Source organism: Novosphingobium sp. SG751A, assembly GCF_013149295.1.
In the GTDB taxonomy this organism is placed as follows: domain Bacteria; phylum Pseudomonadota; class Alphaproteobacteria; order Sphingomonadales; family Sphingomonadaceae; genus Novosphingobium.
The window spans coordinates 190,305-214,426 of record NZ_JABGCB010000010.1; the positions used below are offsets into that span (position 1 = coordinate 190,305).

Genomic DNA, 24,122 nt, shown 5'->3' on the forward strand with positions numbered 1-24,122 from the left:
GCCGGGCATGGTCCGGCCACGGATGGATAAAGGGGCGGCTGAACATATGTGCGGGATTATCGGCATTGTCGGCAAGGAAGAGGTGGCGGATCGTCTGGTCGATGGTCTGCGCCGGATGGAATATCGCGGCTATGACTCGGCGGGCGTTTGTACGGTGCATGACGGCGAGTTGATCCGCCGCCGCGCACCGGGCAAATTGCTCAATCTGGTCAAAGAACTGGCGGTCAATCCTGCGCCGGGCCTGGTGGGCATCGCCCATACGCGCTGGGCCACGCATGGCGCGCCCACGGCCGCCAACGCCCACCCCCACGCCACGGAAAAGCTGGCGCTGGTCCATAATGGCATCATCGAGAATTTCCGCCCCCTGCGGGAGGCTCTGCAGGCCAAAGGCCGCGTGTTTGAATCGGAAACCGATACCGAGGTGGTGGCCCATCTGGTGTCGGATCTGGTCGAGGGCGGGTTGTCTCCGGTTGATGCGGTCAAGGCCGCTCTGCCGCAATTGCGCGGGGCTTTTGCGCTGGCGATTGCATTTCGCGAATATCCCGACATGCTGATCGGCGCGCGCCTCGGCTCGCCTTTGGTGCTGGGCTATGGCGAGGGTGAGACGTTCCTTGGCTCGGACGCGCTGGCTCTGGCGCCTTTGACCCAGCGCATCACCTATCTGGAGGAGGGCGACTGGGTCGTCATCCGCCGTGAGGGCGTGGAGATTTACGACAAGGACAACAATCCGGTCACGCGCGCGATTGTGGCCTCGGGCGCTTCGGCCGCGGCGGTGGAAAAGGGCAATTTCCGCCACTTCATGCAGAAGGAAATCTACGACCAGCCGACCGTCGTGGCCCAGACGCTGCAAAGCTATGTGCGCCGCGATGATGAGAGCGTGGCGCTGCCCCAGATCGACTTTGACCTGTCGGCGATCAAGCGCGTGACTATCGTGGCCTGCGGCACGTCCTTCTATGCGGGCCTCGTGGCCAAATATTGGTTCGAGCATTTCGCGCGCCTGCCGGTGGACATCGATGTGGCGTCGGAATTCCGCTACCGCGATCCGGTGCTGGAGCCGGGCGGCCTTGCCATCTTCATCAGCCAGTCGGGCGAGACGGCCGATACGCTGGCCGCGCTGCGCCATTGCAAGGCCAATGGACAGACCATCGCGGTGGTGGTGAATGTGCCTACCTCGTCGATGGCGCGCGAAGCGGATCTCTTGCTGCCCACCCATGCCGGGCCGGAAATCGGCGTGGCCTCGACCAAGGCATTTACCTGTCAACTCGCCGTGCTGGCCGCTTTGGCGGCCCATCTGGCGGTGAAGCGCGGGCGCATGACGCGTGAGGACGAGCGCGAGGTTGTGCGCAATCTGATCGAGACGCCTTCGGCCCTGAATGCGGCGCTGGCCTATGATGATGCGATTGCGGCCATGGCGCATCTGATCGCCCCGGCGCGCGATGTGCTTTATCTGGGGCGTGGACAGGATTATCCGCTGGCGCTGGAAGGTGCGCTCAAGCTCAAGGAAATCAGCTATATCCACGCCGAAGGTTATGCTGCGGGCGAGATGAAGCATGGCCCCATTGCGCTGATCGACGAGAATGTGCCGGTGATCGTGATCGCGCCCTCGGGCCCGCTGTTTGAAAAGACCGTTTCGAACATGCAGGAAGTGCGCGCACGCGGCGGCAAGATCGTGCTGATCTCTGATGCCGAAGGGCTGGCCGAGGCGGGCGAGGGCTGTATGGCCACCATCGAGATGCCGCAGGTTCACCCGTTGATCGCGCCGCTGGTCTATGCGGTCCCCGTGCAACTGTTGGCCTATCATGTGGCCTGCGTTAAGGGTACGGACGTTGATCAACCGCGCAATCTGGCAAAGTCGGTAACGGTGGAATAATTGACGCAATTACGGGGGCGGAGGCGACAGAATATCTGTCTGTTTCCGCTCCGTTTTTATTAAAAAAACGGTAAAGTATTGATGCGCCGTTTACCACATCCATTACACATGGCGATAGGCATTGCAGCGTAGGTTTCACTGCAATGACTCACGCGATTTCCTCCCCCGCAATTGGCGAACTGAGCATCTGGTCGGTGCTGGGCCTGTCCGGCCAAGGCTCGGAGGAATGGGCGCGCCTGCGCGGGCTGCAATATTCTCAGCTTGCGCTGGTGGCGCGCGCGCGCATCTGGGCGCAGGCGCTGGCCGCGATTGTCTCGGTCCTGCTGTTTGCGCCCTATGTCAGCCATCCGATGATCGGTGGCTGGTTGGGGGCTTTGTGCGCTTCGTTAACCTATAGCGTACGCAACGAAGGGCAATTGAGCGACGCCGACCGGCGCGGCATGTCCAGCAATGAATTCCGCCGCCAGGCGATGGGCACGATTATCAATGCGATGGTCTGGGCCTCACCGCTGCTGTTTTTCCTGCCGCAGGCGCCGGTCCATCTGCGCTATGAATTCTGGACCGTGCTGGCGATGCTGATGACCGTCTCGGCGGTGATCGTGCCGACGGTGCCTTTGTCCACCCTGCTGTTTTCCACGATTGTCGGCTGCGGTTCGGTGGTGGGCTTTTTCACGCTGCTTCAGCCCGGCATGGCGGGCGTCGCCGCGCTGTTTGTGGCCAGCATTGCGCTGGGCACGATCGAGGCGTCGCGTCATTTTCTGGCTTCGCGCCTTGCGGTGGCGGGCATGGCCGAACGCAATGAGGTGGTCAGCCTGCTGCTGCGCGAATTTGACGAGGATGAGGCCGACTGGCTGTGGCAGACCGACGCCCAGCGCCGGGTGCGTGCGGTGTCGACCCGTTTTGCCGAAGCGATGGGCATGGCGCCCAGCGAGATCGAGGGATCGGGCTTTCTCTCGCTGCTGCTGGGGCCGGGCGGTGATCCGCGCTCGGGCGAGGGGCGCGGGATCGAGCGCGGCACGATCCCCGGCCTGATGGAACTGGAAGAAAAATTCAAGGCGCGCGAAAGTTTCTCGAACCTGCTGGTGCGGGTGATGGTGCAAGGGACGCGGCGCTACTGGTCGCTGTCGGGCGCGCCGCGCTTTGACGATGTGGGGGCCTTTATGGGCTTTCGTGGCGTCGCCTCGGATGTGACCGAACAGCAGGAAACCAGCGAAAAGATCGCCTATTTGGCGCGTTATGATACGCTGACCGGCCTGCCCAATCGCATGATGGTGATCGATGCACTGGAAAATGCGCTGGTGGCCGCGCGTGAAGGCGATGGGCAATGCGCGTTCCTGATGATCGACCTCGACCGGTTCAAGGCGGTCAATGACACGCTGGGCCATCCGGTAGGCGATCAACTGCTCAGCCAGGTGGCCGAACGGCTCAAAGTGTTGATGACGCACAATTCGCTCTGTGGGCGGCTTGGCGGCGATGAATTTTGCGTGGTGCTGCGTCAGGCCAATGAGCGCACACTGGTGGCCCGTCTGGCGCAGGCGATCATTGCCGATCTTTCCCAGCCCTATTTCGTGGATGGTCATGAACTGACGATTGGCGCCTCGGTGGGCTCGGCGTTCGGCCCGGTCGATGGAGGCAGCGTGCCTGCGCTGATGCGCAATGCCGATTTTGCGCTTTATCGCGCCAAGCGCAACGGGCGCGGCATGCATTCGGCCTTTGACGAAGCGCTGCGCGCCGAAGCCGAGGCCCGCGCATGGCTGGAAGAGGCCCTGCGCGCGGCGGTTGAGCGGCAGGAATTCGAGATGTTCTATCAGCCCGTGGTTGATGCGCGCAGCGAGCGCCTGGTGGGTTTTGAATCCCTTCTGCGCTGGAACAGCCCGGAGCTGGGCCGGGTTTCGCCCGACCGTTTCCTCTCGCTGGCCGAGGACACACGTCTGAGCCTGCCGATTGGCGCATGGGTGTTGAAAGAAGCCTGCCATCAGGTCGCGCAATGGCCCGGAAACCTGCGCGTTTCGGTCAATGTTTCGGATAAGCAGGCGCTGGACCCGGCCTTTATCGATCACGTCGTCACCGCGCTGGCGGTCAGCAATCTGGCGCCGCAAAGGCTGGAGATCGAGGTGACCGAGAGCCTGTTTCAGCGCGATCCCGCACTGGCGCGCGCCACGATTGAACGGCTGACGGCGTTGGGTTGTTCGGTAATTCTGGACGATTTCGGCGCGGGTCAGGCTTCGGTCGCGATCCTGTGTGAAATGCGTTTCGATGCGATCAAGCTGGACCGGGCGTTGATGAAGGGCGCGGCTTCGGGCAATGCGGAAAGCATGGCGATGATCCGTGCGGCCGTAGCGATTGCCGACAGTCTGGAAATGATCACTATCGCCAAGGGTGTGGAAACCCCGCAAGAGCTGGAAATCGCCTGTAAATTAGGTTGTCGCCGCCTTCAGGGGCTGGCCTATGGCGATGCGCGCGGGGTGGAAGAAGTGCAGGATCTGTTCGGCACCCGCCCGGTGCCTGTTGCCCAAGAAGAAAGGGCGGGCTGACCGCCTGGCCAACCCGCCCTTCTAAAGGTTTAGGCCCGATCGATCAGGCGCTCAGCAGCGCCTTGGTCACGCCTTCAAACAGCGCGCGGCCGTCGATGCCGCCCTGCGCCGCCTCGATGAAGCGTTCCGGGTGGGGCATCATGCCCAGCACATTGCCGCCTTCGTTTAGCACGCCCGCGATGTTGCGGGCCGAGCCGTTGACTTCCTCGGCATAGCGGAAGGCCACGCGGCCTTCGCCTTCGAGGCGGTCAAGCGTCGCATCATCGGCAAAGAAATTGCCGTCGTGATGCGCCACAGGGATCGTGATCGTCTGACCCTTGAGGTAACGATGCGTGAAGGCGCTGGTGTTGTTTTCCACCGTCAGCTTCACTTCGCGGCAGACAAAGCGGATGCCCGCATTGCGCATCAGCGCGCCGGGCAGCAGGCCTGCCTCGGTCAGCACCTGAAAGCCGTTGCACACGCCCAACACCTTGACGCCGCGCCCGGCCGCCTCGATCACGGCACGCATGATCGGGCTGCGGGCTGCCATTGCGCCGCTGCGCAGATAGTCGCCATAGGAGAAACCGCCGGGCAGGGCGATGAAGTCCAGACCCTCGGGCAGGGCGGCGTCGCCATGCCAGACGCGGTGAACCTCGCCGCCGCAGACCTGCTCGACGGCCACGGCCATGTCACGGTCGCAATTCGATCCGGGGAACGTGATGACTGCCGAACGCATGGCTTACACCCTCTCGATGCGGTAGTTCTCGATCACCAGATTGGCGAGCAGCTTTTGCGCCATTTCTTCAAGCGCTGCATCGCTGACCGTCTCGTCCACTTCCAGCTCGATCAAACGGCCGGCGCGGACGTCGGAAACGCCCGAAAAGCCAAGGCCTTCGATGGCATGGTGGATCGCGCGGCCCTGCGGATCGAGCACCCCGTTCTTGAGGCTGACGTAAACGCGCACTTTCATCGCTGGGCGGCCTTTCTGTTATGGCACCCGATTGGGTGCGATGCACCGATGATGCATCATGGTAGAATCGGCCCCGCCTATGGCGCGCAATGGCGTAAAAGCCAAGGGGTAGGGGGCATTTTTGGCCTCAAAAAGCCCCTGATCCGCTTAACGCCGTGCAATTGCGGCGCTATCCCCGCCAATCGCGCGATAGAGGCCGACCAGATTGCTGGCCCGCGTATATTGCGCCGAGACCAGCGTCTTTTCCGCCGAATAGAGCGATTGCTGCGCGGTCAACGCATCGAGCCACGTGCCGATCCCGCCCTCATAGCGGCGGTTGACCAGACGGTAATTGTCGGACGCCGCATCGCGCCCGGCGCGCACCGCCTCGACCTGCGCCTCAATCGTGCCGCGTCGCGCCAGCACATTGGCCACGTCGGCAAAAGCGTTCTGCACAGTCTTGCGATAGGTGGCGAGCGCGGCGTCGCGCTGGGCCTGGCTGACGCGATAGGATGCCTTGGCCGCCCCACCCTTAAAGATCGGCCACGAGGCCGCAGAGGTCAGGCCCCATGCGAAATTCGTGGGCGAAAACAGGCTGGAGAGCGCGGTGGTGGCCACGCCCGCCACGCCCGTCAGCGTGATCTTGGGATAGAGCGCCGCGCGGGCGGCATCGACATTGGCATAGGCCGAACGCAGCGAGAATTCCGCCTGCGCCACATCAGGGCGGCGCAGCAGGATCGACGAATCGAGCCCTGCCGCGACCGGCGCCAGATGCCCCGCCGCATCGTCAATCGAGGCGGGCAGCAGATCGCCCGGTACATCATCGCCCACCAGCAGGCGCAGCGCGTTGATATCCTGCGCCACGGCATTGGTCTGGGCCGCCACATCGGCCTGCGCCGTGCGCAACGTCAATTCCGCCTTGCGCTGATCGGCCAACAGGCCAATCCCGCCATCCACCCGCCGTTTGGTCAGCGCCACGCTCTTTTCTGCGCTGGCCGCCGTATCCTGCGCCAGTTTCAGCAGGCTCCTGTCCGCCGCATAGGTCAGCCAGCCATTGGCGACATTGGCGATCAGCGTCAGGCGCGTCGCGCGCGATCCGGCTTCGCTGGCAAGATAGGTCGCCTTGGCCGCCGCCGTAAGCCCGCGCACGCGCCCGAACAGATCGACCTCATAGCTGGCCAAAGTGCCGGTGGCGCTGGCCGAATCGCCCTTGGTGGTGGCCCCGGCCACGCGGGTGCCATCGCCGCCCGCATGGGTGAAGCCGCCATTGGCGTCGATTTCCGGGAACAGCGCGCCGCGCTGCACCAGATACTGGTTGCGCGCTGTTTCGATATTGGCAATCGCCACGGCAAGGTCCTGATTTTTTGCCAAAGCAAGGTTAATCACCTTGACCAGACGCGCATCTGCCAGAACCTGCGCATAGGAATAAGACGGCAGCGCCGCATCGCCGGGCAGGACGTAGGCTTCACCCTCGGGCCATGCGGCGGGGATCGGCAGAGGAGCCGGATCAGCGGGCTGATCGGCGCGCGGGCGAGCTTCGAGTCCTGCCGGGACCACCACAAGAGCGAGAGCCGCAATCAGGGAAAGGTTCTTCATGCCACCACTCCCTGATCGTCGGCTTTCTTGCGACGGAACTGACGGAAACCGCCCCGCACCAGCACGAAGAACAGCGGGATGAAGAAGATCGCCAGACCCGTTGCCGTCAACATGCCGCCGATCACCGAAGTGCCGATGGCGATGCGCGCATTGGCGCCAGCGCCCGTGGCAATGGCCAGAGGCAGCACGCCGAAGATGAACGCGCAGGACGTCATCAGAATCGGGCGCAACCGCATCCGCGCCGCGTCCAGCACCGCGGTGATCGGGTCCTTGCCCGCCTTTTCACCCTGTTCGGCAAATTCGATCATCAGGATCGCGTTCTTGGCCGCAAGACCCATCGTCGTCGTCAGGCCGATCTGCAGATAGACGTCATTCTGAAGCCCCCGCAGTGTGACCAGCGCCACCGCCCCGACCAGACCCACCGGAATGACCAGCAGCACGGCAAAGGGAATGCTCCAGCTTTCATACAGCGCGGCAAGGCAGAGGAACACCACGATCAGCGACACCGAATAGAGCAGCGGCGCCTGACCCGAGGACAGGCGTTCCTGATAGGAGGCGCCCGACCATGCGATCGACACATCGGGATATTGCGCGACCAGAGCCTCGAACGCATTCATCGCATCGCCCGAGGAATAGCCCTGCGAGGATTGGCCCGAGACTTCGAAATTGGGCGTGCCGGAGAAGCGATAGGTCGCGTTGGGCGCCTTGCTCCAGCTGAAGCTGGCAAAGGCCGAGAAAGGCACCATCTTGCCGCTGCTGTTGCGGACCTGCCATTGCGACAGATCCTCAGGGCGCGAGCGGAATTCAGCATCGCCCATCACATAGACGCGCTTCACACGCCCGCGATCCACGAAGTCATTGACATAGCGTCCGCCCCATGCAGCAGCCAGCGTGGTGTTCACATCCGAAGGCGCAACCCCCAGCGCGGCCAGCTTGGCCGTGTCGGTGGTGATTTTCAGCGTCGGCTGATCGGGCAGGCCGGTCAGACGGACGTTCGAGAGCTGAGGCAGGGTCCGCGCTTCGGCCAGAATTTCATCGCGCAGCTTGCCAAAGGCCTCGGCATCCATGCCGCCGCTGTTGAGCACTTCGGCGGTAAAGCCGGTTGCCTGACCCAGACCGCGCACGATGGGCGGTTGCAACGCATAGAATTCCAGATCGCGATAGCCGCCGCTGATCGCCTGCGTGGCGCGGCGGGTGATCGCTTCGGCCGAATTTTCCGTGCCCTTGCGCTGGTCCCAATCGGTCAGCGAGACGAAACCGCGACCCGCGTTCTGGCCGCTGCCGCCGCCCTGCGCACCGCCCGCCACGACCAGCACGGCGTCGATGTTCTTCTTGTCATGCTGGAGGAAATATTTCTCGATGGCCAACTGCGCTTCCTGCGTGCGCTCCAGCGTGGCGCCGGCGGGCAACTGGAAGCTGATCTGGGCCATGCCCTGATCTTCCGAGGGCAGAAAGCCCGTGGGCATCCGCACAAACAGCACGACCAGCGCCACCAGCACTACGCCATAGGCCAGAATGGGGATGCGCTTATGCGTCGCGGCCCAACTCGCCTTGGGGTGATACCATTCGAGCAGGCGCCCGAAATAGCGCTCGAATTTGACCCGCATCCAATGGCTGGCCCGCCCGATCAGCGAGGTTTCATCCTCATCCTCGGGTCTTTGCAGGATCGTCGTGGTCAGCGCGGGCGAAAGCACCAGCGCCACCACCACTGAGAGCGCCATGGCCGAAACGATGGTCAGCGAGAACTGGCGATAGATCACGCCGGTCGAGCCGCCAAAGAAAGCCATCGGCATGAACACCGCCGAGAGCACCAGCGCGATGGCGATCAGCGCGATGGAGATTTCCTTCATCGATTCGATGGTCGCCTCACGCGGGGTCATGCCCGGATTTTCGGCCATCAACCGCTCGACATTTTCTACCACCACGATGGCGTCATCGACCAGCAGGCCGATGGCTAGCACAAGGCCGAACAGCGTCAACGTGTTGATCGAATAGCCCGCTACCGCAAAGATCGCGAAAGTGCCCAGCATCACCACCGGCACCGCAATCGCCGGGATCAGCGTGGCGCGCCAGCTTTGCAGGAACACGAACATGACGATCACGACCAGAATGATCGCCTCGAACAGCGTTTCCACAACGTCGGCAACCGACTTGGAAATGAAGCGCGTCGAGTCATTGGCAAAGCCGTAGGTGTAGCCCTGCGGGAAGCTCTTGGAGAGTTCGGCAAACTTGGCCTTGACCAGCTTGGCCGTGGCCAGAGCGTCCGCGCCCGGCGCCAGCGAGATGGCCAGCGCCGCACCCGGATGGCCGTTGACGCGGCTGACCACGCCATAGGATTCCGAACCCAGTTCAATGCGCGCCACGTCCGACAGGCGCACCGTCGCGCCGCTGCTGGCGCTCTTCACGACGATTTGGGCAAATTCGGCCGGGCTGGTCAGGCGCGACTGGGCCGTCACGGTGGCGTCCAGCATCTGACCGGCAGGCGAGGGGACCGCGCCGATTTCGCCCGCCGCCACTTCGGCGTTCTGGGCGGTGATTGCGGTGATGATGTCGGAAGGCATCAACTGATTGGCGGCCAGCTTGTTCGGGTCCATCCAGACGCGCATCGCATATTGTGCGCCAAAGCCGTTGGTTTGCCCCACGCCTTCGATACGCCCGATCGGCTCCTGCAACCGGCTTGCCAGAAAGTCGGAAACGTCGATGTTTGTCGTGCGGTCATAGGTGTCGGCCACATAGGCCACGAGCAGGAAGTCGGGGTTCGACTTTGTCACGCGCACGCCCTGCTGCTGCACCACCGTGGGCAAGCGCGAGAGGGCCTGCTGCACCTTGTTCTGCACCTGCACCTGGGCGATGTCGGGGTTGGTGCCTTTTTCGAACGTTGCCGAAATCGACACCTGCCCCGATGAACTCGATGTCGAGGAGAAATAGAGCAGCCCGTCAAGGCCGGTCAATTGCTGCTCGATCACCTGCGTGACGCTGGTTTCCAGAATGGCCGCCGACGCCCCCGGATAGGTGGTGTTGATGTTCACCTGAGGCGGGGCAATGTCCGGAAACTGCTGCACCGGCAGGGTCGAAACCCCGGCGATACCGGCCAGCATGATGATGATCGCAATCACCCATGCAAAGATCGGACGGTCAATAAAGATGCGCGACATGACGCTTTTTCCCGTCTCTTACTTTGCGGAGGGCTTTTGGGCTGAGGACTTGTCGTGGGCCTTGATCCCCTGCGGCGTGCTGTCCGGCACGGCGACCACGACCTGACCCGGCCGGATCTTACCAAGGCCCTGTGTGATCAGCTTGTCGCCCTGTTTCAGGCCATCGGTCACCACCCATTGATCGCCGATCGTGCGGTCTGCGGTCACCTTGCGGATTTCCGCCTTGTTGCCCGCGCCCAGCACCATCACCGTGGCGCCCCCGCGCGGATCGCGGCTCAGCGCGCCCTGCGGCACCAGCACGACCTTGCTCTGCTTGCCCTGCGACACGCGGGTACGCACAAACAGGCCGGGCAGCAGCGTGCCGTCGGGGTTGGCGAATTTGGCGCGCAACGCGACTGTGCCGGTGGCGGTGTCGACCGTGACTTCGGAAAATTCCAGCGTGCCCGGAATCGGATATTCGCTGCCGTCCTCAAGGATCAGCTTGACCTTGCCGACTTCCTTGATGCCGCCATCGGCAAATTCCTTGCGCAGCTTCATCAGGCTGGCGCTGCTCTGCTGAATATCGACATAGATCGGGTCCAGCGTCGAGATCACTGAAAGCGGATCGGTCTGGTTCGCCGTCACCAGCGCACCCTCGGTATAGAGCGAGCGGCCAATGCGGCCCGTAATCGGCGCGGGAACGGTGGTAAAGCGCAGGTTGACCTTGGCCGCATTAAGCGCGGCGCGATATTGTGCTACCGAGGCGGCGCTGGTGCGCGCGGCGGCGGCGGCGTCGGTGTAGTCCTGCTGGGCCACGGCCTGATCCTGCGCCAACGGCTTGTAGCGGTCGGCCTTGACCTTGGCGGCCTCTGCGCTGGCCTGCGCGCTGACCAGATTGGCGGCGGCCTGATCGGCGGCGGCGCGATAGACGCTGGGGTCGATCTGATACAGGGGCTGGCCCTGATGCACCAGTTGCCCTTCGGTAAACAGGCGGCGCATCAGCACGCCCGACACCTGCGGGCGGACCTGACCCTGACGGAAGGGCGCGGTGCGGCCCGGCAGCTCGATTTCGAGCGGAACCTCGGTCAGCGTGACCTGCGAAAAGCCGACCTGCGGGGTCTTTTTGTCGCGTTGCGGGGCCCCCGAACACGCGGACAACGCCAGCGCAAGGCTGACAGCCAGCATGGCAGGCCCACCCGCAAGGGAGGCAAGGCGACGGCTATGAAACATGAAAGGCCCCCGGTACTGATACAATCGTTCTATAGCTTGCGGCTTTCCGGTCACACGCCGCAAACGTCAAGGGTGCCAAAGGAGCAGAATGTCGGAAAAAGGGTAATTATTTGTCGCAAGGCATACGCTTTTTGGCTCAGTTTGCCACCGATCATGAAAATTATAACCCGGCTGCTTCAGTGCGGGAAACAAAAGCGCCCTCATGCGTTGTGCCCAGCTTTGCTGTTTGGGGCGGCCCTTGCGGAATGTCCGAAGCGGTGGCGGGAAGGACCGTGATCCGCACCGCATCGTACGCGTTCAGATAGCGCCGGGCAAGAGTCTGTACGGCTTCGGGCGTTACGGCGCGCAGCCTTTCGGCAGCGTGGACCTGCCGCTCGATCTGATCGGGCTCGCTCTGCGCCAGCGCGACGATGCCCAGCCAGCCGCCATTGGTATGGAGCGTGTTGTCTATGGTTTCCAGCAAGGGCTGGCGTGCGCGTAACATCAGATCGTCCGAAGGCGGCGTTTTGGCCAGCGCCGCCACCGCCTCGTCAATCGCCTGCTTGGCCATATCCACGCTGCCCACATCGACCGAGGCGGACACCGCGAAAGTGCCGTAATCGCGCCACACCCGACTCAGATCGCTGCTGGCGCTGGGCGAATAGGAACGGCCCAGTTTCTGGCGCAGCGTCTCGGTCAACTGGATGCGCAGCACGCGTTGCAGCATGTTGAACACCTGCTTTTCCGCCGGGTCGCGATCATCGCGCGTGGGCCAAACGTCATAGATCAGCGCCTGATCCGCCGGCCCGGTATGGGTGAGTGCGCGATCCCCCCGCTGCGTGGTGAAGGGCCGCTTGCGCTGGTCGTCATATTTGCGAAACTCGGCCTCGCGCGTGGGCAGCGCGCCAAAGGTGCGTGCCACATCGGCAATCGCGGCCTCCTCGTCCAGATCGCCCACCAGGCCGATCTCGATGGCGCCATGCTGCAAACGCTCGGTAATATCGCGCTTCAGCTTGGCAAAGGTCAGGCCGCGATAGGCACTGACGGGTTGCAGCGTAAAGCGCGGATCATTGTCCGACAGAATGCCCCCGATCGAGCTTTGCAGCGCGCTGCCCGGCGTGGCGCGCAGACGCAGGAACATCGTGTTGGCATTCTGGTGAAAGATGTTCTCACCCTCCTGCCGATAGCCCGGATCGGTGATCAGCGCGGCCATCATCTGAAGCTGGAGCAGCAGATCCTTGGGCCGCGTCCCCGCCGATGCGTTGAAACTGTCGCCCGTCGCCGTCAGGCCAAGGCTGACGATATGGCCCGCAGTCAGCGACTGCATCTCGTCCAGCGTATGTTTGCCAAGCCCGCCTGTGCCCATCATCGCGGTCATCTCCACCGCCAGCGGATTGTCGCTGGTGGCCAGCATCTGCCCCCCGTCAATCGCCATATGCACCAGCACCGATTGCCGCGAAAGCGTGGTGCGTTTAAGGTTCAGCCGCACGCCATTGGCAAAGCGGATCTGGCGGATGCCGAAATTGGGCTCGCGCTTGTCCTCGACCACGCGGCCCGGCGCGCCGAAATCGGTATAGGCAAAGGGTGCAGGCGGAGGCTCCATGATCGTGGGCAGGGGGGTGGTCGAAGCCTCGTTCCAAGCGGTGCGGATGGCCTCGGCCCCGCCTTCGGGTGCGCGCCGCCCGGTAAAGCGGATCAGCGGATTGTCGAGCGTGGCCATATCGGCCTTGACTGCGGCCAGCACGAGTTGGGGCGTCAGTCCCGCCGTTTGCGCCTTGAGGAAAGCCATGTTGGTCGCCGGATCGGAGGGGATCGTGCCCCCGCGCAACATGCCCAGCGCCGCATTGGCCAGCGCCACGCTGCCCTGCGTTTCGGCACGGGCCGCTGCCGTTTCGGCAAGGCTGTTGAGGTTTGCCACCTGTTCGTCGATCTCGCGCTGGGTAAAGCCCTGCTCCATCGCGCGGCGCACCTCGGTTGTCGCAGCGGTCAGGGCGCGGCGCCAGCGCCCGTCGATGGAATCGACGTTGATCGCGGTATCGCGTCCGGCGTGGAAAATATCATTCGTGCCGAATTGCGCTGCCCGGAAAGGCGGATCGAGCCGCCGCGCAAGCCGCTGGAGCCGCCGGTTGATGATCGCATAGCCCACCGTGGTGGCCAGACTTTTGCGGCGGTTGGCCCATGTGTCAGGCTCGTCGCGCCATGCGCTGCGCCGGGTGATGGTGATATGTTCGGACAGCGAAGGGTCGAGATAGACCGAATTGCGCCCCGTATCGGCCCCGTCAATCGGCCCTGCCGAAGGTTGAGGCGCGGCGGGCGCGGGCGCCCAGTCGCCAAAGCGGGCGCGGATTTCGGCCTCGACGGTGGCCACATCGAAATCGCCCACCATCACCAGAACCGCCTTTTCCGGCACATAATTGCGCCGCCAGAATGCACGCAGCGCCTCGGCCGTGGCCCCGCCCAGCGTCTCCTCGGTGCCGATGGGGCTGCGTTGCAGATAGCGCGATTTGGGGTCGACAAAGGCGTAGCGGTCCTGCGCCTCGCGATATTGCCAGCTGTTGCGGTCGCGCTTTTCCGACAGGATCACGCCGCGCTCATTGCTGACACTCTCGGGCGAGATGGTCAGTTCGCCCGCTGTTTCGCGCATCAGCATCAGCGCCGTGTCGATCAGATCAGGCGTGTTGCGCGGCAGGTCGAGGTGATAGGTCGTCGTCTCATAGGTGGTGAAGGCGTTGGTATGCGCGCCAAAGGCCAGCCCCTTGCGCTCGAGCAGGCGCACCATCTCGCCCTGCGCGACATGGGTGCTGCCCTGAAACGCCATATGCTCGACGAAATGGGCAAAGCCGCGCTCGTTCTCGCCTTCGTCCAGCGAGCCGACATCAAAGCGCATCCGCACCGCGATTTCGTTCTTGGGCGTTTCATTGTGGCGCAGGATATAGCGCATCCCATTGGCCAGCCGCCCGAAGCGATAGGCCGGATCGGGCGTGATGTCGCTCTTTTGAAATGTCCAGACGGCCGGGATGGCCTGATGCGCCGCGTGCCCCGCCGTCGGTCCTGTCCTTGCCTCGATATGTGAGGCGAGCGGCAGGAGCGCGACTCCCAAAAGGGCGGTCAGAACAAGGCGATGACGAAGCTGCTTCATGGCGCCATGCTAAAAGGGATTGGCGTGCAGGGAAAGCGGACATTTGTCGCGGATCGCGCCTTGCCGAGGGGGCGCGCAAGGCGTGTTTTTACCAGTGTCGTTGTTATCCGGAGATGGTCATGCGCGATGCCGATAAGGCATATTGGTTTCCGGCCAAGCGCTATGGCTGGGGTGTTCTACTCTGCTGGCCGCCAGAGGACATGTCGGCACCTTTGACGCAGTCATCGTGACCGCCCCGGCGGCGCTGGGGAGCCGATCAACAAAAAAGGCGCCTCCATCGCTGGAGACGCCTTTTTTGTTTGGCTTGACCGCCCGGCTTACTTGCCGCGCAGCTTGCGATGGTGGTTCAGGTCAAGAACTTCGCTCGGCCCTTCATTGTCGAGCAGACCCAGACGGCGCGCGACTTCCTGATAGGCTTCTTCTTCCCCGCCCAGATCCTGACGGAAGCGGTCCTTATCCAGCTTCTCGCCCGAGGTCATGTCCCACAGACGGCAGCCGTCGGGGCTGATTTCGTCGGCCAGGATCACGCGGCTGTAATCGCCATCCCAGATACGGCCGAATTCGAGCTTGAAGTCGATCAGACGGATGTTGATCGCCGCAAACATGCCGCACATGAAATCGTTGATGCGGATGGCCATGCTGGAAATGTCCTGCATTTCCTCGTTGCTGGCCCAGCCGAAGCAAGCAATGTGCTCTTCAGCGATCATCGGATCGCCCAGCGCATCGTCCTTGTAATAATATTCGATCAGCGTGTGGGGCAGCGGCTCACCCTCGGGGATGCCAAGGCGCTTGGAGATCGAACCGGCCGCCACATTGCGCACCACCACCTCGATCGGCACGATCTCGCACTGGCGCACCAGTTGTTCGCGCATGTTCAGGCGGCGGATGAAATGGGTCGGGATGCCGATATGGTTCAGGCGGGTGAACACATATTCGCTGATGCGATTGTTGATCACGCCCTTGCCGTTGATCGTGCCCTTTTTGAGCGCGTTGAAAGCGGTGGCGTCATCCTTGAAATATTGGATGATCGTGCCCGGCTCGGGACCTTCGTAAAGGATCTTGGCCTTGCCTTCATAGATCTGACGGCGACGCGACATGGGCTTTCCCCTAATTCCTGACTGGATCGGCGATACATGCCTTTGGCGCCCAGCGCCGCCAAAAGGCAAGCCCCGGAATGCAGAACATACGGCAAAACTACCGCCAGACTCCGGGAAAGGGCGGGCCTTTAGCCGAAGCGGGCCCCGGCATCAACCTTTGTCCGACATGCTTTGTCGAGATTGAAGGATATCACTGGCGCATTTAGGTAAAAAATCGGATTGGAAACCGATGCAATCCGCGTTGCGCGGGGGGCGGCCCGTTTTTAGCCTCATGGGCATGAAACAGGATCTGCTCCCTTATTATCGCCGGATGGTCGGGCTTTTGATGACGCTTTGGGCCGTGCCCACTTGGGCTCAGACATTTGGGGCTCAGACATTTGGTTCCGTCGATCCGGCAGGCTCGGGTCCTATCGTCGGCGCGCTGCGCTGGGTACAGGGGACGCTGATGGGATCGGTGGCCACTGTGGCCGCTGTTGTGGCCGTGGCGGTGGTGGGCATGATGATGCTGACCGGGCGGATCAACTGGCGATACGGGGCCAGTGTGATCCTTGGCTGCTTCGTCCTGTTCGGCGCGGCCAGCATCGTGGCGGGCATTCAATCGGCGGCGGGGCAATGAGTGGGCGGGGCGCGGCGGCCGTCTCGGCCCCTCTGGCGCGTGATACGCTGTTTGTGGGCCTCACCCGGCCCCAGATGTTTATGGGCGTCACTTGGTCCTTCTTCGTCCTCAATCTGGTAATTTTTACCGAGGCCTTTCTGCTGCTGCGCTCGGTCTGGGTGGTGGGGCTGGCCTTTGGGGTGCATGGGCTGGGCGCGCTGGCCTGTCTGCATGAACCGCGCAGGTTCGACCTCTGGATGGTCCGCGTGATGCGCTGTCCGCGTGTGCGCCACTATCGGTTCTGGCAATGCAATTCCTATCGGCCGTAAAGGCCCCCGATTATGCCGGAGAGGCGGCGGCGGGCGCGCATCTGCCCTATTCGCATCTGGTCGATGATGCCACGCTGGCGCTGCGCGATGGATCGCTGGCGCAGGTGATCCGCATCGACGGGTTGATGTTCGAAACCGCCGATGGCGACACGCTGAACTATCGCAAGGACATGCGCGAGGCGATGCTGCGCGCGATCGGGTCCTCGCGCTTTGCCCTCTATCACCATATCCTGCGCCGCCGGGTGGAGCCGGAGTTGGAGGGCGCTTTCCCCGATGCTTTCAGCGCGGGGCTGGACGCGGCATGGCGCGAAAGGCTGGCGGCGCGGCGGCTCTATGCCAATGACCTGTTCATCACCGTTATCCGCCGCCCGGCACGTGCCCGGCGCCTGTGGGGCCGCGCGCAAGGGGCGGAACAGGCGGGCGAATTGCGCGCGCTGGAGGCGGCGGTGGAGCAGGTGCTGGCGACGCTGGTCCCCTACGGCGCGCGGCGGCTGGGGGCCTATGACGCGGGCCATGGCGTGTGCAGCGAGTTGCTCGAATTTCTGGGCGCGTTGTTTCATGGCGATATGGCGCCTATGCTGTTGCCCCATGGCGATGTCGGCCATCATCTGCCCCGCGCCCGCGTATCCTTTGGCCAGGATACGCTGCAGATGGGGCATGGTTTCGCCGCGATGGTCTCGATCAAGGACTATCCGGGGCAGACAACGGCGGGGATGCTCGACGATCTGCTGCGCCTGCCCTTTGCGATGAGCATCAGCCAGAGCTTCGCCTTTGTCGACCGGGGGGAAAGTCTTGGCCGGATGAACCGTGCGCTCCGCCGGATGCGGGCTGCCGATGATGAGGCGATCAGCCTGCGCGAAGAACTGACGCAGGCCAAGGATGAGGTGGCCGCGGGCCGCGCCGGTTTTGGCGAACACCATCTGAGCGTGCAGATCATGGGCGAGGATCAGCGCGAAGTGGATGCGGGCGTAGCCGAGGTGCTGGCCGCGCTGAGCGATCTGGGCATCGTGGCGGTGCGCGAGGATGTCGGGATGGAACCGGCCTTCTGGGCACAGTTTCCGGGCAATTTTGCCTATATCACCCGCCGCGCGCTGATCGGATCGGCCAATTTCGCCGCTTTTGCCAGCGGGCATAATTTCCCGCTGGGCCGCGCGCGGGGCAATCCGTGGGGCGATGCGGTGGCTTTGTTCGAAACCACGGCGGCGGGGCCTTATCATTTCAACTTTCACGCCGATGGCGATCTGGGCAATTTCACCGTGATCGGCCCCAGCGGCAGCGGCAAAACCGTCATCACCAATTTCCTGCTGGCGCAGGCCCGCCGCTTTGCCCCGCGCATCGTGCTGTTTGACAAAGATCGCAGCGGGGAAATCTTCATCCGCGCGATGGGCGGCGCCTATGAGGCGATGCGGCCAGATCAACCCTCGGGGCTCAATCCGCTGCGCCTGCCCGATACGGCGGCCAACAGGGCGTTTTTGCTCGATTGGCTGGGCTGCCTTGTGGGTGGTCTGCGCGATGCGGCGGAAATGGAGGTGATGCGGGCGGCGGTTGAGGCCAACTATCTGGCCCCGCCTGAATTGCGGCGGCTCTGCCATTTTGCCGCCCTGCTGCGCGGGGGGGCGCGGCCCATGCCCGATGATCTGGCGGCGCGGCTGCGGGCATGGTGGGGCGCGGGCGAAAACGCATGGCTGTTCGACAATGAGGGGCAGGACAGCCTTGATCTGACGCGCGATGTCATCGGGATCGACATGACGCTGGTGCTGGACCATCCGGTTTTGCGCACGCCTTTGATGATGGCGCTGTTTCATCTGGTGGACGCCAAGCTGGACGGCACGCCCGCGATCATCGTGGTGGATGAAGGGTGGAAGGCGCTGGATGATGAAATCTTTGCCGGGCGGCTGCGCGATTGGCTGAAAACCATCCGCAAGCGGGGCGGCATTCTGGGCTTTGTCACGCAAAATGCCGAGGATGCTCTGGCCAGCCGGATCGCGGGGGCGATTGTTGAGCAGACCGCGACCCAGATCTTCACCGCCAACTCCAAAGCGCGGGCGGACGATTATGTCGATGGCTTTGGCCTGACCCCGCATGAGTTCGAACTGGTGCGCGCGATGCCCGATGCGGCGCGCTGCTTTCTGGTGAAGCAGGGTGGGGAAAGCGTGGTCTTGCGCCTTGCGCTCAATGGCGGGGCGCGCTGGCTGACGGTGCTGTCGGGGCGTGAGGCGCATGTGCGGCGGCTGGATGCCATCCGGGCGCAGGTGGGGGATGATCCTGCCCATTGGCTGCCGCGCCTGCTGGGGGAAGGATGATGGGTGATTGCGGGGCATTCGATCCTTCCGGGCCTTATGTGGGCGGGGTGTTGGCGCTGGCCGATTGCCGGGCGCTGGGGCTGGCGCAGGATGGATGGCGGGCGCTGAGTGGCGGAGCTTGGTTAACAGCAGCTTTGACGATTGCCGTGGCTCTGATCGGCTATCGGCTGATGCTGGGGCAGGCGCGCGGGCGCGATGGACTGATGCTGGCGCTGCGCATCGGGGGGGTGCTGGCGCTGACCACGCAATGGCCCACGTGGGAGGTGGTGGCCTATCGATTGGGGATCGAGGGGCCGGAGAGCCTCGCGCTCTCGGTGATCGAGGCGGATGGATCACGCTATGGCCTTGCGGCGCGTTTTGACCGGATTGCGGGCGATCTGGACGAGGTCCTGCTCGTGGATGGGGTTCAGACCGCCGAGGACAAAGTGCAACCGGGCGGCCATGTCTTGTCGAGCGAGGCGCGCGGGCAGGTGGCATGGGCCAGCGCTTGGCTGACGGGGGCGGCGCTGGCGGGTTTGATGGCCCCGCGTCTGGTGATTGCGCTGCTGCTGGGGCTGGGGCCGCTGTTTACGGGGGCGCTGTTGCTGGCCGGGGCTCAGGGGCTGTTTGTGGGGTGGCTGCGGGCCTGCGCCGGGGCGATGCTGGCGGCGGTCGCGGGGGCGATGGTGCTGGGGCTGGAACTGGCGGTGATCGGGCCGCAGGTGGCGGGGTTGCTCGGTGCCTTGGGCGGCGATGGGGCCAATGCGATGGCGGGAAGGATCGCCGCTGGGGCGGGGCTGTTTGCGGCTTTGCTGGCGGCGGTGGCGCTGGGGGTGATGCGGGCGGCGTGGGCGATCCGTTTGCCCCGAGGCGCGATGGGGGAAACTTTCTTCTCCTCCATCCGCCATGAAAACCGCAAGCATGTGATCCGCCAGCGGCGGGCCGAACAGACCAGCACCACCCGCGCCCAGCAAATCGCTCAGATCACAATGCGCAGCCTGCGCCGCGAGGAAATGTATATCGAACGGACCAGCGAGCGGGCGGGCGCGGCATCGGCGCTCTTGAGCGCTCCTTTGGGGCAAAGCGGCGGCGCGGCGGGGCGGCGGATGCGCCGCATATCGGGCGCGGCGCGAAATAGAGATGGCGCCGGGGCGGCGCAAAACAGAAATGGCGCGGCATGAGCGAGGAAACGAGGATCGCCTATTACCAACAGGCCGACAGTTGGGCACGACAGCGTGACACGACCTATGCCCGATCGGCGCGGCGGGCGTGGATCGTGGCAGGCGTCGCGGTGGGCGTGGCGGGGCTGGAGGCGCTGGCCATCATCGCGCTGGCGCCGATGAAAACCGTGGTGCCCTATACGCTGCTGGTCGACAGCCATACCGGCTTTACCCAGACGCTGGAGGGCACGCACCCCCAGACGATCCGGCCTGATGCGGCGCTGACGCAATCGCTGCTCGCGCAATATGTCGTCGCGCGCGAGGGCTATGATGCCGCCACGATTGAGGAGCAATATCGCAAGGTCGCGCTGTGGTCTGCCGATGCGGCGCGGCGCGATTATCTGGCGCTGATGCAGGCGGACAATCCGCAGGGGCCGATCAGCCTCTATGGCCGCAGCAAGGCTCTGCGCGTGGGGGTGGAGAGCGTGACGGCGATGGGCGCCGGGCAGGCGATGGTGCGCTATTGGGGGGATCGGGCGGAGGGGCGCGACTATTGGGTGGCGCTGGTGCATTACCGCTTTTCCGGCGCGCCTCAGCGGATCGCGGATCGATGGATCAACCCGCTGGGCTTTCAGGTTTTCGCCTATCGCCGGGATCAGGAGGCGCCGCCGGTTGCGCCTGTTGCCACGCCGCCTGTCGCCACGATGGTTGCGCCGCACCCCGTGGCCTTGGCCCCTGCGGAAATGGCGCGGAACGTTACAGCCCCGGCAATGCAGGTGGCGCAGCCACGACCCTATCCTTTCCGTAATCCCCACCGCGCCCTGTCGCCCCAGATCGTTCAGCCCGGCGGGGGTGAGCCATGATGCGGCTGCTGTGCGTCCTGCTGCTCGCCCTTGCCCTGATGGCGCCCGCGCCCGCTATGGCCGAAATCACGCCGCGCGCGGGCGGCGGCGATCCTCATGTGCAGACCGTGGCCTACGACCCGGATGAAGTCGTGGCGCTGCACGTGGCGAACGGCTTTGCTCTGACGGTGCGCTTTGGCGCGGATGAGCGCATCGAAACGGTCACGCTGGGCGACGGCGCAGGATGGGTGGTGCAGACCAACAAGCGCGCCGACAGCCTGATTATCAAGCCGGTGGGCTATGCGCCGACCACCAATCTGACGGTGCTGAGTGATGCGCGGGTCTATAATTTCACCCTTTATGGCGCGGCGCCGGGTGAAGGGGTTCAACCTTATCTTCTGAGCTTTATCTATCCCGCGCCGGTGGCGGCGGGACCGGTGGTGACGGGGCGCTATCGGCTGAGCGGGGATCGGGCGCTCTGGCCGGTGGAAATTGGTGATGATGGCGCGGTGACGCGGATGCGCTGGGCGCAGGGGGCGGCGATGCCCGCCGTCTATGGCGTGGGCGCAGGGGGGCGGGCGCTGGTCAATGGCGCGATGCGCGATGGGTTTTATGTGGTGGAGGGGGTCCATGCGCGGCTGACCTTCATTGCAGGCCATGCGCGGGCCGAGGGGCGGAGGATCGCCCCATGAGGGAGAAGGGGCGCGATATTCGCCCGAAGGTGGCCCCGCCGCGCGACATGCTGCCCTTGCCGGTGATGCTGGGGGTGGCAGGCGTGCTGGGGCTGGGCCTGTTTGTGTGGATGGAGGGGCAGAGGAAGGCGCCGCCCGAGCCGCAGGCGCAGCTTATGCTGAGCGTGCCGCCGCCGCCGCTGGTGCTGCCGGTTGATCGGGCGCAGGTGGCGCCGCCGCACCCGGTGGTGTTGCGACGGCCCGCGCGCTTGCTACCGCTTGCTCCGCCGCCGGTTGCTTATATGCCTCCGGCTGCGGCTTACGTGCCTCCTGTCTATATATCGCCCGCGCCGGTTCGCCCGGTGGCCAATCGGGATTCTGCGCTGGTGGTCGACAATACTGCGGGCGCGGGACCGGCGGTTCAGGGGGCAAAACCTGAAGGTTCCGCGCCGGTCGATGACACCGCCCATGCCACCCTGATCCGCAGCCGCGCCAGCACAATCCCGCAAGGCACGATCATCGCCGCCACGCTGGAGACGCCGCTCAATTCCGACCGGCCCGGTCTGGCCCGCGCGATTATCAGCGGCGATGTGCGCGGGTTTGACGGCACGCGCGTGCTGATCCCGCGCGGCAGCCGGTTGATCGGGGAATTCAAGGCCGACAGCGGCGCAGGCAAGCGGCGGGTGATGGTGGTGTGGAACCGATTGATCCGGCCCGATGGGGTGGCCATCCGCATCGCCTCGCCCGCCACTGATGCGATGGGCGGGGCCGGGATTGCGGGGCGGGTTGATACCCATGCCATCGAAAGGCTGGGCAGTGCGGTGCTGCAATCGGCGCTGACGCTGGGGGTCAATGTGGCCACGGCCGAGGTCAGTCGGGGCGGCACCTCGGTCTATCTGGGCGGGACGGGGCAAAGTCTGGGGCAGCAATTGGTGCCCTCGGTCAATCGGCCCGCCACGGTGAAGGTGGGCGAGGGAGCTGTGATTGCGGTGCTTGTCGCGCATGATCTCGATTTTGCCGGAACGCCGGGGGTGCGATGATGCTGACGGCATGGCTGGCGCCGTTTGCGCCCTTTCTGGCGCAGGGGGATGTGACCGATATTTTCGTCAACCGGCCCGGGGAGGTCTGGGTGGAACGGATGGGCGGGGGAATGGAATGCCATGTTCTGCCCGAGGTGGACGAGGCGCGGCTCTGGCTGATCGCGCGAGGGCTTGCGGGGATCAGCCATCAGGGCATCAGCCGCGAACATCCGCTGATGGCCGCGGCCTTGCCCGATGGCGCACGGGTTCAGGTGGTGGCCCCGCCCGTCGCGCGCGCAGGGATGGCGATGGCGATCCGAAAGCATGTGGTGGCCGATCTGGGGCTGGACGATCTGGGCACGCAGGGGATGTTTGACGGGGCGCAGTTTCGGCAAGGGATGGCCCCTGCTGCACATGTGCCCACGCCGGGGGATGGGCAGGGGATGAGCGATTATCTGGCCGCGATGGTGCGCGAACGGCGCAACATATTGATTTCAGGCGGCACGTCGAGCGGCAAGACAACTTTGTTGAATGCCCTGATCCGCGAGATTCCGCGTGGGGAGCGGTTGGTGACGATTGAGGATACGCCGGAACTGAGCGTGCCCCATACCAATGCGGTGGGCCTGCTGGCGGTGCGCGGCGCGATGGGCGAGGCGCAGGTGGGCGTGGAGGATCTGTTGCAGGCCTCGCTGCGGATGCGGCCTGATCGGATCATGCTGGGCGAATTGCGGGGGCGGGAGGCTTACAGCTTTCTGCGCGCGGTCAACACCGGCCATCCCGGTTCGATGACCACGATCCATGCCGACAGCCCGGAGGGCGCGATTGAGCAATTGGCGCTGATCGTGTTGCAGGCCGGATTGGGGCTGGGGCGGGGGGATATTGTGGATTATGCGCGATCAGTGGTCGATGTGGTCGTGCAGTTGGAGCGGCGCGATGGAGTGCGGCGGGTCAGCAGGATTGTCACCACGCGGGGGCGGGGATGAGCCGCGTCGGCCTGTTCATCGCGGGCGGGCAGAAATGCGGGACGACCAGCCTGCACGCCTATCTGACGGAGCATCCGGGGGTGTGCGGCGGGCCGAAGGAGTTGCATTTCTTCGACGATGAAGGCGTGGATTGGGCGCGGCCCGACTATGCCGCCTATGAGGCCCGGTTTGACGGGCCGGGGATGCGCGTCGATGCCACGCCGATCTATGGCTTCTGGCCAGGCGCGATGGAGCGGATTGCGCGATACAATCCGGCGGCGCAGCTGATCTTTCTACGGCGTGATCCGGTGGAGCGGGCCTGGTCGCAATGGTGCATGGAATATGCGCGGGGGGATGAGGCCATACCCTTTGCCCGTGCGATCCGAGAGGGGCGGGGGCGAACCGCGGCGGGCGAGGCGGGGATGCGCCATCATTCTTATGTCGAGCGGGGCGCCTATGGGATACAGGCGGCGCGGGCCATGGCGCTGTTTCCCCGCCGGCAATTGCTGTTTATCGAAAGCGCGGAATTGGCGTGCGATCACATTGGCGTGTTGGCGCGGGTGGCGGCTTTTGCGGGGGTGGCGCCGTTTGGTGCGGTGAAGCCTTTGCGGCGTAATGCGCGGGCGGATGTGGATTATCCCGCCCCGCCCGATGCGGCCGATCGGGCCTATATCATGGAGAGGCTGACCCATGACCGGGTGTTGTTTGAAAGGTTGACTGGGATTGGCGGCGCGCACGCGGTTTGATAGGGCAGG

At 64.3% G+C, this 24,122-nt stretch carries 18 protein-coding genes; 11 read left to right on the top strand and 7 right to left on the bottom strand.

Annotation, left to right across the window (positions count from 1 at the left end; genetic code table 11):
* The first annotated feature begins 46 nt into the window (after nt 1-46).
* Nucleotides 47-1,870: a glutamine--fructose-6-phosphate transaminase (isomerizing) gene (gene glmS, locus FHW96_RS15230; protein WP_172341484.1), complete on the top strand. Its 1,824-nt coding sequence runs from the start codon at nt 47-49 to the stop codon at nt 1,868-1,870.
* A 143-nt stretch (nt 1,871-2,013) separates the two neighbouring features.
* On the top strand, nt 2,014-4,404 hold the full coding sequence (locus tag FHW96_RS15235; protein ID WP_172341429.1) for a bifunctional diguanylate cyclase/phosphodiesterase: 2,391 nt from the start codon (nt 2,014-2,016) through the stop codon (nt 4,402-4,404).
* A 43-nt stretch (nt 4,405-4,447) separates the two neighbouring features.
* On the opposite strand, the gene purQ is transcribed toward FHW96_RS15235, so the two are convergent.
* From purQ to purC, 7 genes are all read right to left on the bottom strand, one after another.
* Nucleotides 4,448-5,119 carry a phosphoribosylformylglycinamidine synthase subunit PurQ gene (gene purQ, locus FHW96_RS15240; protein ID WP_172341430.1) on the bottom strand — a complete coding sequence of 224 codons (672 nt, stop codon included), beginning with the start codon at nt 5,117-5,119 and terminating at the stop codon, nt 4,448-4,450.
* A gap of 3 nt (nt 5,120-5,122) precedes the next feature.
* Nucleotides 5,123-5,353 carry a phosphoribosylformylglycinamidine synthase subunit PurS gene (gene purS, locus FHW96_RS15245; protein WP_168604598.1) on the bottom strand — a complete coding sequence of 77 codons (231 nt, stop codon included), beginning with the start codon at nt 5,351-5,353 and terminating at the stop codon, nt 5,123-5,125.
* A 147-nt stretch (nt 5,354-5,500) separates the two neighbouring features.
* Nucleotides 5,501-6,928 (bottom strand): efflux transporter outer membrane subunit, encoded by a 1,428-nt coding sequence (locus FHW96_RS15250; protein ID WP_172341431.1) that lies wholly within the window; start codon nt 6,926-6,928, stop codon nt 5,501-5,503.
* A complete protein-coding gene (locus FHW96_RS15255; RefSeq protein WP_172341432.1) occupies nt 6,925-10,083 on the bottom strand; it encodes an efflux RND transporter permease subunit in 3,159 nt (1,052 codons plus the stop codon). The genes FHW96_RS15250 and FHW96_RS15255 overlap by 4 nt, the downstream gene beginning before the upstream one ends.
* A gap of 18 nt (nt 10,084-10,101) precedes the next feature.
* The gene (locus tag FHW96_RS15260) at nt 10,102-11,292 is read right to left on the bottom strand and encodes an efflux RND transporter periplasmic adaptor subunit (protein ID WP_253950991.1); all 1,191 of its coding nucleotides are present in this window, start codon (nt 11,290-11,292) and stop codon (nt 10,102-10,104) included.
* 160 nt (nt 11,293-11,452) lie between these two features.
* Complete coding sequence (locus FHW96_RS15265) at nt 11,453-14,410, bottom strand: pitrilysin family protein (protein WP_172341433.1); 2,958 nt, start codon at nt 14,408-14,410, stop codon at nt 11,453-11,455.
* 317 nt (nt 14,411-14,727) lie between these two features.
* Entirely contained in the window at nt 14,728-15,507 is a 780-nt protein-coding gene (purC, locus tag FHW96_RS15270) for a phosphoribosylaminoimidazolesuccinocarboxamide synthase (RefSeq protein ID WP_172341434.1), read from the bottom strand.
* A 325-nt stretch (nt 15,508-15,832) separates the two neighbouring features.
* Here purC and FHW96_RS15275 point away from each other — a divergent pair, with 325 nt between their 5' ends.
* The 9 genes from FHW96_RS15275 to FHW96_RS15315 are packed head-to-tail and all read left to right on the top strand — an operon-like array spanning nt 15,833 to nt 24,113.
* The gene (locus FHW96_RS15275; protein WP_253951002.1) at nt 15,833-16,123 is read left to right on the top strand and encodes a TrbC/VirB2 family protein; all 291 of its coding nucleotides are present in this window, start codon (nt 15,833-15,835) and stop codon (nt 16,121-16,123) included.
* Entirely contained in the window at nt 16,120-16,431 is a 312-nt protein-coding gene (locus tag FHW96_RS15280; RefSeq protein WP_172341435.1) for a type IV secretion system protein VirB3, read from the top strand. The genes FHW96_RS15275 and FHW96_RS15280 overlap by 4 nt, the downstream gene beginning before the upstream one ends.
* Nucleotides 16,404-18,734 carry a VirB4 family type IV secretion/conjugal transfer ATPase gene (locus FHW96_RS15285; protein ID WP_371815730.1) on the top strand — a complete coding sequence of 777 codons (2,331 nt, stop codon included), beginning with the start codon at nt 16,404-16,406 and terminating at the stop codon, nt 18,732-18,734. The genes FHW96_RS15280 and FHW96_RS15285 overlap by 28 nt, the downstream gene beginning before the upstream one ends.
* Complete coding sequence (locus tag FHW96_RS15290; RefSeq protein ID WP_172341437.1) at nt 18,731-19,894, top strand: type IV secretion system protein; 1,164 nt, start codon at nt 18,731-18,733, stop codon at nt 19,892-19,894. Before FHW96_RS15285 ends, FHW96_RS15290 begins: the two co-directional genes overlap by 4 nt.
* On the top strand, nt 19,891-20,736 hold the full coding sequence (locus FHW96_RS15295) for a virB8 family protein (protein WP_172341438.1): 846 nt from the start codon (nt 19,891-19,893) through the stop codon (nt 20,734-20,736). The genes FHW96_RS15290 and FHW96_RS15295 overlap by 4 nt, the downstream gene beginning before the upstream one ends.
* A complete protein-coding gene (locus FHW96_RS15300) occupies nt 20,733-21,407 on the top strand; it encodes a TrbG/VirB9 family P-type conjugative transfer protein (protein WP_172341439.1) in 675 nt (224 codons plus the stop codon). Before FHW96_RS15295 ends, FHW96_RS15300 begins: the two co-directional genes overlap by 4 nt.
* The gene (locus FHW96_RS15305; protein WP_172341440.1) at nt 21,404-22,426 is read left to right on the top strand and encodes a TrbI/VirB10 family protein; all 1,023 of its coding nucleotides are present in this window, start codon (nt 21,404-21,406) and stop codon (nt 22,424-22,426) included. The genes FHW96_RS15300 and FHW96_RS15305 overlap by 4 nt, the downstream gene beginning before the upstream one ends.
* On the top strand, nt 22,423-23,388 hold the full coding sequence (gene virB11 / locus FHW96_RS15310; protein WP_172341441.1) for a P-type DNA transfer ATPase VirB11: 966 nt from the start codon (nt 22,423-22,425) through the stop codon (nt 23,386-23,388). Before FHW96_RS15305 ends, virB11 begins: the two co-directional genes overlap by 4 nt.
* Nucleotides 23,385-24,113, top strand: a complete 729-nt coding sequence (locus FHW96_RS15315; protein ID WP_172341442.1) for a sulfotransferase — start codon at nt 23,385-23,387, stop codon at nt 24,111-24,113. Before virB11 ends, FHW96_RS15315 begins: the two co-directional genes overlap by 4 nt.
* Nucleotides 24,114-24,122 lie beyond the last annotated feature (9 nt).